Source organism: Calothrix sp. NIES-3974 (assembly GCF_002368395.1).
Lineage (GTDB): Bacteria > Cyanobacteriota > Cyanobacteriia > Cyanobacteriales > Nostocaceae > NIES-3974.
Map to the genome: position 1 here is coordinate 4,551,875 of NZ_AP018254.1, position 16,019 is coordinate 4,567,893.

A 16,019-nucleotide genomic window follows, 5' to 3' on the forward strand; every position below is an offset into this window, starting at 1 on the left:
AGAGACGACCCGTCGGGTCGTCTCTTCCTACATTGTAATTTCGTAATTTCGGGTCGTCTCTAGATTTTAATTTCGGGTCGTCTCCAATTAACAAAAATTCAACCTACGGTTTCCAAAACCGGATTACCGTCATCTTCAATCCAAACGATTTGAGTAATCTGACGACTACGCGCATATTCTCGTACTCCATCGGGGTTGCGATCGCCAAAATCAATTTCCACCCGCACTAGATGGTCAGAATTGCGTAATTTAGCGGCATAATTAAAGGCGGCAGCATAGGCATTTGCTGTTTGGGGAGCCACCAACCAATTTGTGACCGGGAGAGTTTGCGGTAGCTGCTGGGATGCGGTTAATACCTCGTATAAATCATCAATCAGAAAAACAAAGCCGATCCCCGGAATATTTTCCCCCTGGGGATGGTAGTGACTTAGGAGGGTGTCATAGCGTCCACCCCGTCCGATAACCCGGACTTGATTGTTGGCTTGACTGACAACTTCAAACACGATTCCCGTATAGTAATCAAAGGTTTGGATCAAGCTTAAATCCAGGACAATGGGGAACTGGTGATTGGCATTTAATAAATCGAGTAAAGCCTGTAAATTATTGATCGCTGTTAACTGTTCCGGTGTTGTCACCAGGGTTTGTAACTTCGAGAGGACATCCTCCGGTTGACCCCGCAAATCGATGATGGTCAGAGCGCGATCGCGTAATTCATCGCCAAGTGGTAAAGTTTCCACAGCAACTCGATCCAAATTGGCGATCGCATGACGAATTTGCGGTTGAAGTTGTGCGGGAAAAGCTGTTAATAGGGATTGGGTAATACCTGCTTCCCCTAAAACCAGACTCCAATCAGGTACATCTAATCCCTGGAGACAATCAGCAACTAGGGTGAGGATTTCCCCATTGGCAATTAATCCCCCTCCCCCCAACAGTTCCACACCCGCTTGATAAAACTCCTGCTGACGGTTGTGTCGCGATTCGCGGGTACGTTGGAACACATTGGCATTGTAATATAGCCTTTGGGGATACTTTGTTGTCCCCATCCGTGTCACCGCAGTTCTGGCAATTGAGGCTGTTAATTCTGGACGCAAACCCAAATCCTCATCTTCGCCATTCTGTAATTGAATCACAGTCCGACGCTGGATAGCTCCACCAGCCATTAAAGTATCCATCCGTTCCAAGGTCGAGGTAATAATCCGATGGTATCCCCACCGGTGAAACACCAATTGTAAACGTTCCTCAATCCAACGTTTTTGTGCTACATCTAACGGCAGTAAATCTCTTGCACCCGTAGCTGGTTGATACACCATTATTTTTTCTTCCCACCAAACAAACCAAATAAACCGCCCCCCTCGGATTTATTATCAGGCTTTTTGGTCGCCGATGCAGCTGTTCCCGTCGTTGGTTTTGGTTTAACATCGGTTTTTGTACCAGATTTAGCCGCAGATAACTTTTCCAGTTTACCCATCCATTCCAAGGCTGTTTCGTCTTGGGGGTTGAGCTTGAGGGCACGTTCAAAATGAACTTTAGCCATTGTCATTTGATTTTGCTTCAAATAGACCACTCCGATCAAGCTATGGGCCCGACTTTCATTGGGTGCTAATTTAATGGCATCCTGTAATTCTACCCTTGCCTGTGCCAATTGATTCTTGGTCATTAATTCTTGGGCGCGGCGTAAATATTGGATTACGGTTGTATCTTCTTTGTTTGGGGCTGGTTCTGATGGTTGAGCTTGCGTATTTACACTTGCATTAGAAGATGGAGAAGTATGATTTAGAGTATTACTAGAAGGAGATGAATTATTTGTAAATTTTTTCCCAGCCGTCCGCATCAAATACACCATATTTAGCTCACTGATATGGGCAATAATGGGAATAACTTTTTCCAAGGACTCAAACTGGGTTTCGGCAATTTTGGCGATCGCAACTCGATATAATTGGTCTACATTGGCTGCTGCTGCTAGTTGACGAGCCATATCTGTAGAAATATCAATGGAAGCTGAATCCTGCACTAGACGCTTACCAAACTGGGACAAAACCACCATATACTCCGTATAGGAGCGCTCCTGGGAAAGTTTTTCATAGGCTGGATTTACCAACTTTGATAGTAAGGCACTAGCCAGTTTCTTCTCCTTCTCGCTAGCATTCGTACAACTATCTGGATGCAACCTTCTGGCAATTTTTAAATAACGCTTCCGGATTGTCTTTAAATCCGCATCCACTGGAACGCACAACACTGCGTGATGGTCTATAAAATCGTATTTGAAAAGTCCACGTTCTATTTTAATTGACATACGGCGCAAATCTAAAATTAATTTTCTTTAGTTTTTCTAGTTTACTTCCCATCTCCCGAATCTTTGTGAATTTGATACTCGTGTTTTTACTGATTTTTTAAAACTATTTTGAAGAGGAAGTATTTTCTGTTTGAGATTAGGGAATAGGGAGTAGGAAGTAGGGGAAATAGCTGGGAAGGATTCAATAAATCCAGTCAACTGGTGATAAGTCTGTTTTTGACCAAAAATCATGTAAACCTCGCGGAAGCTTGGACACCCCATACCTTTAGGTTGTTGACATACTCACGGGTCAGTTTGGTAGAGTATACTTTACTTATAGTCTTTCAGTGGTGTTGTTGTCTTTACTTAAATTAACAGCCTACGCCCTGATAGCTTTTTTTACTCAATTGCTGACTTTTCAAACATCCTCCCACACAAAGTCCTAAATTCTCGCCAACCTTGCTGACCAATCACTCTAGAAAGTTTTCAGATAAGTCCTGAGAAGCTCAAAAACCTTACATCTGTAGTTTTTTTGGTCTTGTGAAAATTGGAATTCCTGGGGTTAAAACTACTCCCTGTACAAACGACCCGACGGGTCGTCTGTACCTACTCCCTGTTCCCTACCTTCACGAAAAGACTTTTTCCGCACACCCTACACAGCAAGCTTGTTGCATAGCGCGTCTATGGCTCTAAAAAATTTATAGATGCAAAGTTTTTTTGCTTTATAGGTTCATGTTGTTTGCACTTTTGGCCACTAAAACAGCTTCAAAAGCTTTCAATATCAATATATGAGACCCAATATATCGCGTCTTGATCATACTATAGTTTTCAGCAAGCCCTAATTGTGCATGGGTAATGAATTAACCATGAAAATAGCTGGGTTCGTTTCCTGGTATCCATTTGATATTGCAACCAATACTTGGTTTCTGTTCACTGGAAACTGCTTCATCTGCAAGGGTTGCATCAATGGCTTTCCTTAAATCTTCACCAGTGACGGGTATGTCGTTACTTGGACGACTACCATCTAACTGTCCGCGATAAACTAGCTTTCTTTGAGCATCAAACAGGAAAAAATCTGGTGTACAAGCGGCGGTATAAAGTTTTGCTATTTCTTGGGTTTGGTCGTAGCAAAGGGGAAATTTAAACCCTAATTCAGCCGCCATTTGCTTTAATGATTCCGGTGCATCATCAGGGTATTTACTAGCATCATTGGCACTAATGGCAACAATTCCTAAGCCGGTTGCGAAATAATCATTGCCTAACTTTGCTAATTCGGTTTGAATATGTTTGACAAATGGACAATGACGACAAATAAACATTACCAATAGGGCTTTTTTATCGGCAAAGCTAGCTAGGGAAATAATTTCACCTGATGTGACATCCGCTAGCTGAAAATCCGGTGCTGATGTACCTAAGCCTAACATGGTGGAAGCTGTTAAAACCATAGTTCACCCTAGTCGAAGAATACAGGATACAAAATACAGGATACAAGAGAAATAGCTGCTTGCTGGTCAAATCAAAGTAAAGCTTCTAAATCCGAAGTATTGGAAAGTCTGAAATGTAAATAATACCATTGTACTGCAATTATATCTTGCGATCGCAACACAAACGCAAGATACCTGTCTAATATTTGTGTTGCAGCGAGTTAATAAATACAAATGCTACTGATGCAGGTATTTTTTTACTTTAATTCAAAGCAAAATAGTCTAGTTAATCATCACAAAAAGACGAACGTTACTTAAATTGTAAATACCCATCCTATATCACCAAAATCAATCAAGGTATACTGAGCAAGTAAATGTAAACCTAAATTCTCATTGGTAAGAGGTTGTTTAAAAAGTCATTTTTCATACTTGAATTATCGTTTTTGGGAATGGGGAGTACTCTCGAAGGAAAAATCAGCTTTATAACCCCATGTCCAGGGTCAGGAAGATAGTCAAAATAGTGATAATCAATACTTGAGAAACAACCCCTAAACCTTATACCGATTCTCTTTTACTTTGGAAACTAGAATAATCAAAGGTTATAGCCCCTGATATGTAGCGACCATTAGAGTCAACTATATTACATACTTATTTGTTTACACTTTTTGCGACTCAAATGTTCTCTAATTCCCGAAATATGGAGACGCAATATATCGCGTCTCCATATTTCAGCAAAACCTAAATAGATACTCGTAGTTAACTGTTAACACCAAAAATTTAATTTTTCCCAAATAATTTTAGAAGAATACACTCGTTAATCAATCCATACCCCCATCCAACATAAAACTTAACATCAACCAGCCCATGACAAACGTACTCTGGTTACAAGGTGGTGCTTGTAGCGGCAACACAATGTCCTTCCTGAACGCCGAAGAACCCACCGCTTGTGATTTGATGACCGACTTTGGTATTAAATTACTTTGGCATCCATCTCTAGGATTAGAAATGGGTGAAAATTTACAAAACCTGCTTTGGAACTGTGTCCTCGGTAACACACCTGTTGATATACTCGTATTTGAGGGTTCGGTAATTAGGGCACCCAATGGCAAAGGAGAATGGAATCGCTTCGCAGATCGTCCGATGCAAGATTGGTTACTTGACCTATCCAAAGTTGCCAACTACATTGTAGCGGTTGGAGACTGTGCTACTTGGGGGGGAATTCCCGCAATGGCTCCCAATCCCAGTGAATCCACAGGACTGCAATTTCTCAAGCGTCAACATGGTGGTTTTTTAGGACAGGATTTTCGCAGTAAATCGGGATTACCCGTGATTAATATTCCCGGATGTCCTGCACACCCGGATTGGATCACACAAATTTTAATTGCGATCGCTACTGGTAGAATTGGTGATATCACCCTGGATGAGTTGCAGCGTCCCCAAACCTTTTTCAAAAGCTTTACCCAAACAGGTTGTACCCGCAATCTTCACTTTGCCTATAAAGCTTCCACTACGCAGTTTGGACAACGCACGGGATGTTTGTTTTACGATTTAGGTTGTCGTGGACCAATGACTCGTTCATCCTGTAACCGGATTCTCTGGAACCGTGTCTCCTCCAAAACTCGTGTGGGAATGCCTTGTATTGGCTGTACGGAACCAGAATTTCCCTTCTACGACCTCAAACCAGGAACAGTGTTTAAGACCCAAACCATTATGGGTGTACCGAAAGATTTACCCCCCGGAGTCAATAAAAAAGATTATGCCATCCTGACAATGGTTTCCAAAGATACTATGCCAGATTGGGCAGAAGAAGACTTTTTTATTGTCTAATTCATTATCTAATATCTTATTACCCAAATTAGAGAACACACCTGGATTAGCAATTCGGAGTAACATGTATTCCTTACTCTCAATTCCAAAATCTATAGACGCACGTAGTGCGGATCGACCGAAGAGTAATCTAAAATCTCAAATCAGGAGAGGAGAATGGGAGTTCAAACATTAGATATATCGCCCGTTGGTAGAGTTGAAGGCGATTTAGATGTACGTGTAGAAATCGAAGACGGAGTAGTAGTTAATGCCTGGACCCATGCGGAAATGTTCCGAGGTTTTGAACTGTTACTTAAAGGAAAAGACCCCCAAGCGGGATTAATTGTCACACCCAGGGTATGTGGAATTTGCGGAGCTTCCCACCTGAGTAGTGCAGTCTGGGCACTAGACACAGTTTGGGAAACCCAAGTTCCCCGTAACGCCATTCTTGCTCGTAACCTGGGACAAATTGTGGAAACCCTACAAAGTATTCCCCGGTATTTTTACGCCTTATTTGCCATCGATTTAACCCACCGTAAATATCGTCATAGTCCCTATTATTTGGAAGCTTGTAAACGGTTTAGTGCCTTCACTGGTACATCCTATGAAAAAGGAGTGACAATTTCCGCCAAACCAGTAGAAATATATGCCCTATTTGGTGGACAATGGCCCCACAGCAGTTATATGGTTCCTGGTGGAGTTATGTGCGCTCCCACTTTGACCGATGTCACCCGCGCTTGGGCGATTTTGGAGTATTTCCGTCGCAATTGGTTGGAACCAGTTTGGTTGGGTTGTTCCCTAGAACGGTATGAGGAAATCAAAACCTATGATGATTTCATGACTTGGTTAAACGAAAAACCAGAACATTGGAATTCGGATTTGGGTTTATATTGGCGGATGGGTTTGGATATTGGTTTGGATAAATACGGTGCAGGTATCGGTCGCTATGTCAGTTGGGGATATTTACCCCATGAGTTGAAATATCAAAAGCCGACGATTGCGGGAAGAAATGCGGCGACAATTATGAAGGGTGGTGTGTACGATAGCTTCACTGATACCCATACTGCGATGGATCAAGCCTTTATTCGCGAAAATACTAGCCACTCCTGGTATGAGGAAAGTGAAGGTGATATCCATCCCTTTGACCGCACTACAAAACCAAGGGTGAATAATCAAAAAGACTTTGAAGGAGCCTATTCCTGGTCTACTGCGGTATCTCACCAAAATCTCGGACGACTGGAAGCAGGACCATTTGCGCGTCAGTTAATTGCTGGAGGAAAACACGGTGAACCTTGGCAGCACTATGATGGATTTATTCTCGATGCATTTAAATCGATGGGTGGTGCTAGCGTCCATTTACGTCAATTAGGACGACTCCATGAATTAGTGAAACTGTATCGTCAAGCAGAACATTGTCTGCGGGAATTCCGTTTGAATGAGGAATGGTACATCAAACCGGAAGAACAGGACGGACGGGGATGGGGTGCAACGGAAGCAGCGCGAGGTGCTTTGTCCCACTGGATTGAAATTCAGGGAGGTAAGATAAAAAATTACCAAATTATTACTCCGGGAACCTGGAATATTGGTCCCCGTGATGGGAAGGGGATGCGTGGACCGATTGAAGAAGCTTTGGTGGGTACTCCTGTTGCTGACCCGACGGATCCGATTGAAATTGGACATATTGCGAGGTCTTTTGATTCCTGCTTGGTATGTACTGTACATGCTCATGATGCGAAGACAGGGGAGGAATTAGCTAGATTTCGGACTGCGTGAGTCGATGTGGGATTAGGGGAGTCTGGGAATTTTCCACCTGATTCCTTTCTCCTTTCATCAAAACCTCTGAAATACCCTATTTTTCACAAAATGGGAAGAATATCAATGTTGATAGACGTAGCGAAATTAACGAAAAAAAAAGATTATCCAGGTTAATCTTGCTTATCCAGGGTATAGCGTTACTGAGAACCATTAATTGACCATCAGGTATTTATTTCTCTCCCGAATAGAGGCATTGGAACTATGCTATTTGTTAACAATGAAAGCTTCCCTGTTAATATTACGGTACAGATTAAAAAGAATATTTATACAGCAGAAGTTTGGTTTGACGATAAAGTGAATGTTGCTTATTATCATCCCATTAGTGAGGCTGAGGATTATTATATTAAATTAATTTTGACAGAGCTGGTGGCAAAATACCAGGGTAAAGGTAAATATTTTCTGCTGTTAGATTTACGAAATATGCCGAAGGTGGGTATTATTATTGTCCCCTTAGAAAAGCTGAGTGAATTGTATACTCTTACCAAAAATTCGGAATCGGAAAATATTTTACTCAATACTAGTAGCTAAGTAAAAGAATGAAGAATACAGAATACAGGAAAAATTACTACTAGTTTGTCTTTTCCCGAGGCGTTCATCTAGAATTTATTTATCATCGGTGAATGGTAAGGGTTGAGTTGGGGATTGATTTGCTTCCTACTCCCTGCAATTTTGAGAATTTAGGAAATAGACAAAAACGACATATTGCATCTTGATAAGTACCATCATAATTTCATCAATATTTCATCAATAAAGGTTAATTGTGTCTGAAATCGCATTACATCCCCATCTTCCCAAATTACCAGTTGATGCTCTCAAGGAGTTTACTGAATGGTGTATCCTAGAGCAAGCTGTTGAGGCTGGATATGAATTTACTGCTGATAATAGTAAATTGATTAATCTCGCACCTGATTATTACATTGAAGAATTGGTAGACCAGTTTATTAAGGCGACTCGTAATTCTATTGAGGGTGGGATGGCTGCATTAGCAGCAGGTAAACAAGCTGATAATCATGGACTTCAGGGGATACCCATCGTAGTAGATTTTGTTTCTCTCTATGTGAGATATTTGGTTCCAAAGGGTCGCAACAATATGCATCCTAGTCAGGAGACAACCAATCAGGTGTATGAACTAGCTTGTCAGCAACAATGGGATAAATTATCGGAAATAGGAAAAAAATATCATGTCGTTTTTTGATTAAATTATCAGAATGCAACCTATGCGGCATTTAAAATCTTGATAAATATGATACTATTCCCTGACGAATCATATCTTTATGGATGTGAGATTTTGGATAATACATCCTTGTCTATTAAGGACTGTATCTATCTGCCATATCTTGTTTAAATTGGTATTGAATCAGTAAAGGGGAATAGGATGGCTAGGGTGTGGTTAATTCGACATGGTGAAAGTGAAGCGAATGCGGGAATGCCAACTGGTGAACCTGCTACTATCAAGTTAACTGCTAAGGGACATAAACAAGCACAGGAAATTGCGGATGCTTTTGTAACTGCGCCATCTTTGATTGTCACCTCACCTTTTCTACGGACAAAGGAAACAGCGCAACCGACGATTGAACGTTTTAGGTCTGTTCCCAGTTTCGAGTGGCAAATTCAGGAGTTTAATTATTTAGCTGATTCTCGTCGCAAAAATACCACCTTGGAACAACGCCAACCAATGGCTGAGGAATATTGGTCACGAGGTGATGTGAATTATGTGGATGGAGATGGGGCTGAATCTTTTGTGGAAATGATGGGACGGATTCACGATTTGTGGACAAAAATACGGTGTTTGGAGGATGATTTTGTTGCACTGTTTACCCACGGATTATTTATACGTATTTTTATTTGGTTTTTATTAGTAAAGCCCCAGGAAATTACTTCAGAAACTATGTCTAATATTCGGGTTTTTCTGACTTCATTTCCGATTCCTAATGGGGCGATTTTACCGTTACAAGTTCAATCCCAAGAGATTTGGCTTGGTAGTATCATGATTTCCCATTTACAGGAGTTTAAGTTACAGAGTAATTGGGATGATTAGGGTATTGGGTTGAGGATTTTGCATTTCTCACAAAACCCTAAAAGTTACGGGGAATTAGGGAGTAGGGAGTAGTGAATAGAAGGAAAATGAATTCGTTGCTCAAGGTTTACGAATTACTCGTGAGAAATCCAGGGTAATAAATCTAGGATAGGAGACAATACAGTTCAGTTAGACTTAAAAGCCTGATTATTGGTTAGGTTGGGTTGAAGAATGTAGAGAGAGGCAGTAGCCCTCGTGGTATGCGTCCCCACGCGGAGCATCGGGACGAGATAGTCACAAAAACTGTGTGAACTTATGGGTAAATTTCCACAAAATCAACAGTCTATGCCAAGTCTCAACCCAACCTACAGTTATCTTTAACACCAAGCGTATTGGGATAGGAGAGAAATTTCATTTTCTGGAATCTAAAATCCAACATCTAAAATCCAAAATCTAAAATTAACTGTGTTGACTATTATTGGTTGTGGTAATTTAAATCGTTGCGATGATGGGGTGGGGGTAATTATTGCTCAACGCTTACAAAGTTATTTGCAGCAGTATCCCTGTGGGAATGTGCAGGTATTGGAATGTGGTACGGGGGGAATGGAGGTGATGTTTCAAGCACGAGGTAGTAGTCAGTTGATTGTGGTTGATGCAAGTTTTACTGGTTCTCCACCTGGGGCTATATTTGAGGTTCCGGGGGATGAACTGATAGCTCTGCCGGAACCTAGTTATAATTTACATGATTTTCGTTGGGATAATGCGATCGCAGTGGGCAAAAAAATTTTTCGCGATGATTTCCCGGAAGATGTGTTGGTCTATTTAATTGAGGCAGAAAATTTGGATTTTGGTTGGGAGTTAAGTGCTGAAGTGCAAATTGCCGCAGAGTCTGTGTTGGAGAAGCTGAAAGCTCGAATCGCAAATTACAATCGCAGTTAGAAGCGATTTGAAAATTAACCCCTGGAGAAATAATAACTCTAGTCTATTCTTGACGATAGATTCCTAGTTCATCAACCCGCATTTCAAAGGGCATTCCTTCTCCTGTGGGGGGATAAATTCGGATTTTGCCACTGATACTCATTTCTTGCAGCAGTTTAGCCATTGATGGAAGCTTACGCAATATTTGCCAGTTACTAATTTCGTCGGGACACTCGATGACGAGGGTGACTGCGCTTGCTGTACTGGTCATATACCAACGACATCGGGAGAGTAATTCTTGAAGAATGCGATCGCATGATTCAAAAAAATAACGGCAAATTGATGCTTCAAGTTGCTGTCTGAGAATAATATCCGCAGATGTTAACTGTACTGGATGGGAATCTTCGTTGGTGAAAAAATTCTCTGTCATTTCCTCCTCTCTTGGTAATTCATGGATGTCTATCTATTGGAGAAATGGATTGGGATTGCTATATGCGTGACTGTTTTACACTTTGCACGCTGATTGATTTTCCTTGGCGTTTGTTGACTGCTGATGGGTGACAGTAAAGACCTGGAAATCCCCCGTCTCTTCTAGCATTAACCATCTGTAAGGACAAGCTCACTTTTTGACCGTGTAAAGTATAAACTGGTGATACACGCACTTTTAAAGGCGCATACCGATGGTTGCACACGCCGCAATAATTAATTATTCAGATTTTAAAAAACATTTACGAAGCCAAAATTATCAATTTTGACTCTTTTTGCAATCATGTCGGCGATTGTTTCATCACTGCTATTGTTTGCAATCCTCATCACATAATCCCTGGTTAGACCTATGATAAGGGTAAACAAATAAAAAAAAGCAGTCTTTGATACGATATCTGCACACCTTGAATATTTTATTTTGTAAATTCCTCAGTCTGGAAGCAGAGATTAACTATGAGATTTTTAGTTGATTTCACTATCTCATGCTTCGGTTAATTCTTGGTAAAGATGAGTATAAATTTTTCCAAATTATTGTTTGGTGTTTAACACTACAAACTCCTAAGAGGATGTTGTAAAAGTCGATTTTAATACTTAACAAGCTCGTTTTTTTGGGAGTAGGGAATAAAAAGAAAACTAAGCCATCACTCAACGCTGACCCTTAACTCGTGAAAAATACAGGATTATTTACAGTGTCACATATTCTACAATTATAGATGCGCTGTTGCTGCTTTTGCTAATTTTTCAAAACAAAAAGGAGAACTCGAAAATCATGATTTCGGTTCATCCTTTTTATGATTATTGAAAATAATCAGTATGGAAAGACAGAATACAGGAAACATTATTTTGTGTACCTATATAACTGCCAACCAAGACTACTGTTGAGAACCAGCAGTCACTAATTCATTTGCAACTCCATTGTCTGCAAATTGTTCGCGGGAACTGCGATCGAGTTTTGGCATACCGTGGAAGCAAGCTTCTGCTTCAATTTCATCAACGGTTTCCCAAGCTTCAATGGCTTCAAGGGAATCCTCTCCCATGCTAGCTGCAATTGAACGAGCGTTGGAAATTGCTTTGTGGAGTTCTTTTTTCAAGAAGTGAATTTTTGGTGTTTCTGTGAAGTCACCTTTAGTGATAATATCGGTGACGGATATAACGCCAAGTAGTTCACCTTGAATGACTGGAGCGCGCCAAATACCAGTATTTGCAAATAACCGAGCAACGTATTCAATCCCTAAATCCGGGTTAACAACGATGCAGGGTTTGGTCATGATTTCGTAAATGTAGGTGTCTTGCGGATCTTTACCGTAAGCAACCACTTTCGCAGCAATATCGGTTTCGGTGACAATTCCGTAAGCATCTTCTGGAGTACGAGGTTCGACGATTAGCGATCGCAATCCGCGCAACCGCATTAAACGAACTGCTTCAGCTACGGTTGCGGAACCTTTGACGGTTACTACGTCCTGGGTCATGATTTCTTTTGCTCGCATGGTTCTTACTCCTTCGATTCCTGCTTTGAATGTAAAATTGCGTCTAAATTACAGCAATTAATTCCAACTTAGATGAGTCTTCATCAAAATCGAGCATTTTATTGCAGATAATGTGCTGATTCTGATGCTTGTTGATAGTGATTTAAGTTGGATCTAATCTAATTCCGCTAATTTCATTCAGTCAATTTGAGCTATTTTCTGAAAACTTACGCAGGCAGAGGATTTTATTGTTAAATCTCCGGTTAATTCCCCGTTTTATTGGATTTAAAACTGATTACAAATGAAAGGGAATGAGATTTTATCGGGCGCTTAAAACACTTTGATTTGTTTTTAAGCGTTGGAGAACTGCTAACAACTTAGCTTATTTACATCCTATCCTTTTATTTTTTGAATGGCAAATTCATTTATAAAACTTTGCATTTTCCCAGCTTTTTTAAAATATTAAATCAATCTTTAGTTCAAGGTGTTTTGACTATTTTTAGTTATATCAATAGTTGAACTAATTAATAAAAACTTCAGAAAATAAGTGACAAATTAGGTAATTAAGACCATGACAGATGAAATTGATAATTTTCAAGATTAATTTAGTTATCAAGACCTACAAAAAAGCAGGCTAAGTTTCTACTTTTTGCAGGCAACAATATGGAAAATATGCCAGTATTTTTCCTCCCCCAGGGCTGTTTTACCGAGGTATTCCTGTTCCTCAATAACTTCAATTGCAAAGGGAACTAGGAGGGTTTCAACTTGGGTACGGCTATGGAAAGTCATGGATGGAGAAGAACTCCAGGAGTCTCGTATACCAAATAATTGACCGGCAAATCTTCCTCCTGGCTTTAATGCTTTGACTATTTTTTCCCATAGTTGGAGAAAGTCATCGGGATGACAAAATGGTAAGGAATAACTAGCATTAATTAAATCAACATCTTCAGGTAATTCCACAGCATTAAACTGGCTAACTTGAGTTTGTAGTCGATTAGTATCCCCAGATATTAATTGATGCAATTGTTGAATTGCTAACTCTTCCCCATCAATTGCCAGTACAAACCAACCATGTTTAATTAATTCTTGTGTATCAATCCCGTTTCCACAACCTAAATCTACTGCTAATTTTCCCCAGGCTTTCTGTTCAAAATTTGTTAAGGCTGTTAGTAGGGTTTTGCGAGGTGGACTACCAGCGATCGCATGGTAATATGCAGACCAATCTCTGTTATTAGTGGAATTACTCATGGGAATTCAGGTGATAAAATTTTGGTGTCACTTATTGTTAATCTGAAAATTCCAAATATAATACTGACATCAGCCCAGGGAAAATAGATTCGATACAAATGGGGATGGATGAGGATGGGAGTACAACTATTAAAAATATTAAAAATCGGTGGTTTGATTATATCCGTACCGATAATTTTACTGGTATTATTTTATTTGTGGGGAAGTTCTGGTTCCTATCCCCAGGAAAAATATAATCAAATCACCAAATATGACACAGAAAGCATACCAGGTGAAGACGGAATTTTGACAGTTATTTCCTATAATATCGGTTATCTATCTGGTTTAGAAAATGCCGCTACTAGTAATAATGCAACTCAAGCGAGCAAAGAATTTTACGAGCAGAATTTGCAAACCGTAATTACCGCTTTTAAATCCCTCAATCCTGATTTTATTGGTCTACAGGAAGTTGATATTCAGTCCAAACGTTCCTACAAGGTGAATCAAGTTGCTGAATTAGCAAAAAATTTAGGTTTACCAACAGCTTTAATTGGAATTAACTGGGATAAAAATTACATTCCCTTTCCCTATTTTCCCCTAAATGCCCATTTTGGTCGTACAGTAGCAGCTCAATCCATCCTCAGTCGCTACCCAATTACAAAAGGTACAAGAATCGTCTTAGAACCTGTCCAAAGTCAACCTTTCTACTACAGAGCATTTTATCTGGATCGAATTGCTCAAATTGCCGAAATTGATGTCAAAGGTCAACCCTTAATTATTATTAACGTGCATTTAGAAGCATTCGATGAACCAACCCGGACAAACCAAACAGAGGAAATTAAAGAATTAGCAGAGGAATATGCGCAAAAATATCCAGTATTGCTAATTGGAGACTTTAACAGTTCCCTCAATCATCAAGAAGAAAGCCAAACATCGATTCAACTGCTCTTAAAATCCGCCATATTCCAATCAGCCATTAATCCAGACCAATTAAAATCCGGTAAATTTGCCACCTATCCATCCAACCAACCCAAATATACCCTCGATTATATATTTTATAACCGCGATCGCATTCAACTAATTGATGCACAGGTCATCACCTCCACTGAAACCGCATCTGATCATCTACCAGTCATGATGAGGTTCCGTCTGGGGAATTTTTGATTTGAGATTTTACCTTTACATCATACTGGTAAAAAAGTCAACTGTATCCTTCAAGGCATGGATGAACATGTCAATTTCCCTATGGGTATTATAGAATGATAAACTGGCACGGGCGGAACCGGATGCTTGAATGTATCTGTGTAAAGGCTGGGTGCAGTGGTGTCCGGAACGGATGGCTACTCCTTCCTGGTCTAGTAAAGCTGATAGGTCACTAGCGTGGATTTTGCCGACGTTAAATGATGCTAATGCTGCGCGTCCTTCTCCTTTTGCGTCGGGTAGGGGTCCATAGAGATGAATATCGGGGATTTTTGCGAGTTGCTGGAAGAGATAGCTGGTTAATTCCGCTTCGTAGGCATGAATTCTATCCATGCCGATTTTGGTAAGATAATCCACAGCCGCACCTAATGCGATCGCTTCTCCAATTGCTGGGGTTCCGGCTTCAAATTTATGGGGTAATTCTGCGTAGGTTGAATGTTCTAAGTATACATCGGCTATCATTTCCCCCCCACCGAGGAAGGGGGGCATTTCTGTGAGAATTTCCTCTTTGCCGTATAAGAAGCCAATTCCTGTCGGGGCACACATTTTATGTCCTGATGCCACTAGCCAATCGCAGTCTATTTCCTGGACGTTGATGGGCATATGGGGGACACTTTGACAGGCATCAATTAATACCTTGGCTCCCGATTGATGGGCTAATTGACAAATTTCCGTTACCGGGTTAGTACATCCCAGGGTGTTGGATACGTGGACAATGGCTACGAGTTTGGTGTTAGTTGATAGTAAATTTTTAAATTCTTGAATATCTAAGGTTTGTTCGCTTGTTAAACCCACATATTTCAGGGTTGCACCGGTTTTTTGAGCGACAAATTGCCAAGGAACTAAATTACTATGGTGTTCCATCACCGAGAGGATGATTTCATCCCCCGGTTTGAGGTTATTCATTCCCCAGCTGTAAGCTACTAAGTTTATCGCTTCGGAGGCATTGCGAGTATAAACTATTTCATTACGAGATTTAGCATTGATAAAGGCTGCAACCTTGTCCCTAGCTGCTTCGTAAGCATCGGTAGCCTTTGTACTCAGGGTATGGGCACCGCGATGCACGTTAGCATTATAACGCTCGTAGTAGTCCCGTAGGGTATCCAGGACAAAGCGCGGTTTTTGCGATGTAGCTGCACTATCTAGGTAAATGAGGGGTTTACCATTGATTTCCTGGTGCAAAATCGGGAAATCGTCACGAATTTGTTCAGCGAGAGTCATGGGATTTTGGATTTTGGATTGGTAATTTGGTAATAATATTTTTTTTACGGAGAGACGCGATATATCGCATCTCTAGGTATATCTGGATATGTTGGAAAAATTTTCTGAATCGGTATCACATGACATTAACGTGAAACAATCTGAATACCCTTGTACAGAAGTAAACA

General features: G+C 40.6%; 14 protein-coding genes. 7 read left to right on the forward strand and 7 right to left on the reverse strand.

The window, feature by feature from the left end; all coding sequences use genetic code 11:
* Nucleotides 1–98: 98 nt before the first annotated feature.
* The 3 genes from CDC37_RS18330 to CDC37_RS18340 form a co-directional block, all read right to left on the reverse strand.
* The gene (locus CDC37_RS18330) at nt 99–1,310 is read right to left on the reverse strand and encodes an ATP phosphoribosyltransferase regulatory subunit (RefSeq protein WP_096623884.1); all 1,212 of its coding nucleotides are present in this window, start codon (nt 1,308–1,310) and stop codon (nt 99–101) included.
* A complete protein-coding gene (locus CDC37_RS18335) occupies nt 1,310–2,293 on the reverse strand; it encodes a J domain-containing protein (protein ID WP_096623886.1) in 984 nt (327 codons plus the stop codon). The genes CDC37_RS18330 and CDC37_RS18335 overlap by 1 nt, the downstream gene beginning before the upstream one ends.
* A gap of 839 nt (nt 2,294–3,132) precedes the next feature.
* Nucleotides 3,133–3,717, reverse strand: a complete 585-nt coding sequence (locus CDC37_RS18340; RefSeq protein ID WP_096623888.1) for a thioredoxin family protein — start codon at nt 3,715–3,717, stop codon at nt 3,133–3,135.
* 843 nt (nt 3,718–4,560) lie between these two features.
* Here CDC37_RS18340 and CDC37_RS18345 point away from each other — a divergent pair.
* The 6 genes from CDC37_RS18345 to CDC37_RS18370 all read left to right on the forward strand — a co-directional run bounded on the left by CDC37_RS18345 (nt 4,561) and on the right by CDC37_RS18370 (nt 10,273).
* On the forward strand, nt 4,561–5,523 hold the full coding sequence (locus CDC37_RS18345) for a hydrogenase small subunit (protein WP_096623890.1): 963 nt from the start codon (nt 4,561–4,563) through the stop codon (nt 5,521–5,523).
* A gap of 156 nt (nt 5,524–5,679) precedes the next feature.
* Complete coding sequence (locus tag CDC37_RS18350) at nt 5,680–7,275, forward strand: nickel-dependent hydrogenase large subunit (RefSeq protein WP_096623892.1); 1,596 nt, start codon at nt 5,680–5,682, stop codon at nt 7,273–7,275.
* 243 nt (nt 7,276–7,518) lie between these two features.
* Nucleotides 7,519–7,845, forward strand: coding sequence for a hypothetical protein (locus tag CDC37_RS18355; RefSeq protein WP_096623895.1), 327 nt, complete (start codon nt 7,519–7,521; stop codon nt 7,843–7,845).
* Nucleotides 7,846–8,077: 232 nt separating this feature from the next.
* On the forward strand, nt 8,078–8,512 hold the full coding sequence (locus tag CDC37_RS18360; RefSeq protein WP_096623897.1) for a hypothetical protein: 435 nt from the start codon (nt 8,078–8,080) through the stop codon (nt 8,510–8,512).
* A 180-nt stretch (nt 8,513–8,692) separates the two neighbouring features.
* Entirely contained in the window at nt 8,693–9,355 is a 663-nt protein-coding gene (locus CDC37_RS18365; RefSeq protein WP_096623899.1) for a histidine phosphatase family protein, read from the forward strand.
* Nucleotides 9,356–9,799: 444 nt separating this feature from the next.
* Nucleotides 9,800–10,273, forward strand: a complete 474-nt coding sequence (locus CDC37_RS18370) for a hydrogenase maturation protease (protein ID WP_096623901.1) — start codon at nt 9,800–9,802, stop codon at nt 10,271–10,273.
* A gap of 43 nt (nt 10,274–10,316) precedes the next feature.
* On the opposite strand, the gene CDC37_RS18375 is transcribed toward CDC37_RS18370, so the two are convergent.
* The 3 genes from CDC37_RS18375 to CDC37_RS18385 all read right to left on the reverse strand — a co-directional run bounded on the left by CDC37_RS18375 (nt 10,317) and on the right by CDC37_RS18385 (nt 13,452).
* Nucleotides 10,317–10,682, reverse strand: a complete 366-nt coding sequence (locus tag CDC37_RS18375) for a hypothetical protein (protein WP_096623903.1) — start codon at nt 10,680–10,682, stop codon at nt 10,317–10,319.
* 928 nt (nt 10,683–11,610) lie between these two features.
* Nucleotides 11,611–12,225: a CBS domain-containing protein gene (locus CDC37_RS18380; RefSeq protein ID WP_096623904.1), complete on the reverse strand. Its 615-nt coding sequence runs from the start codon at nt 12,223–12,225 to the stop codon at nt 11,611–11,613.
* A gap of 621 nt (nt 12,226–12,846) precedes the next feature.
* Nucleotides 12,847–13,452, reverse strand: coding sequence for a class I SAM-dependent methyltransferase (locus CDC37_RS18385; RefSeq protein ID WP_096623906.1), 606 nt, complete (start codon nt 13,450–13,452; stop codon nt 12,847–12,849).
* Nucleotides 13,453–13,566: 114 nt separating this feature from the next.
* Here CDC37_RS18385 and CDC37_RS18390 point away from each other — a divergent pair, with 114 nt between their 5' ends.
* Nucleotides 13,567–14,595, forward strand: a complete 1,029-nt coding sequence (locus CDC37_RS18390) for an endonuclease/exonuclease/phosphatase family protein (RefSeq protein ID WP_096623908.1) — start codon at nt 13,567–13,569, stop codon at nt 14,593–14,595.
* A gap of 15 nt (nt 14,596–14,610) precedes the next feature.
* On the opposite strand, the gene CDC37_RS18395 is transcribed toward CDC37_RS18390, so the two are convergent.
* Nucleotides 14,611–15,852, reverse strand: a complete 1,242-nt coding sequence (locus CDC37_RS18395; RefSeq protein WP_096623910.1) for a cysteine desulfurase — start codon at nt 15,850–15,852, stop codon at nt 14,611–14,613.
* Nucleotides 15,853–16,019: the final 167 nt, after the last annotated feature.

Coding starts and splice junctions, on each gene's coding strand:
- CDC37_RS18345 (WP_096623890.1), top strand. CDS start 4,561: ATGACAAACGTACTCTGGTTACAAGGTGGTGCTTGTAGCGGCAACACA.
- CDC37_RS18340 (WP_096623888.1), bottom strand. CDS start 3,717: ATGGTTTTAACAGCTTCCACCATGTTAGGCTTAGGTACATCAGCACCG.
- CDC37_RS18390 (WP_096623908.1), top strand. CDS start 13,567: ATGGGAGTACAACTATTAAAAATATTAAAAATCGGTGGTTTGATTATA.
- CDC37_RS18385 (WP_096623906.1), bottom strand. CDS start 13,452: ATGAGTAATTCCACTAATAACAGAGATTGGTCTGCATATTACCATGCG.
- CDC37_RS18355 (WP_096623895.1), top strand. CDS start 7,519: ATGCTATTTGTTAACAATGAAAGCTTCCCTGTTAATATTACGGTACAG.
- CDC37_RS18395 (WP_096623910.1), bottom strand. CDS start 15,852: ATGACTCTCGCTGAACAAATTCGTGACGATTTCCCGATTTTGCACCAG.
- CDC37_RS18375 (WP_096623903.1), bottom strand. CDS start 10,682: ATGACAGAGAATTTTTTCACCAACGAAGATTCCCATCCAGTACAGTTA.
- CDC37_RS18330 (WP_096623884.1), bottom strand. CDS start 1,310: ATGGTGTATCAACCAGCTACGGGTGCAAGAGATTTACTGCCGTTAGAT.
- CDC37_RS18335 (WP_096623886.1), bottom strand. CDS start 2,293: ATGTCAATTAAAATAGAACGTGGACTTTTCAAATACGATTTTATAGAC.
- CDC37_RS18380 (WP_096623904.1), bottom strand. CDS start 12,225: ATGCGAGCAAAAGAAATCATGACCCAGGACGTAGTAACCGTCAAAGGT.
- CDC37_RS18350 (WP_096623892.1), top strand. CDS start 5,680: ATGGGAGTTCAAACATTAGATATATCGCCCGTTGGTAGAGTTGAAGGC.
- CDC37_RS18365 (WP_096623899.1), top strand. CDS start 8,693: ATGGCTAGGGTGTGGTTAATTCGACATGGTGAAAGTGAAGCGAATGCG.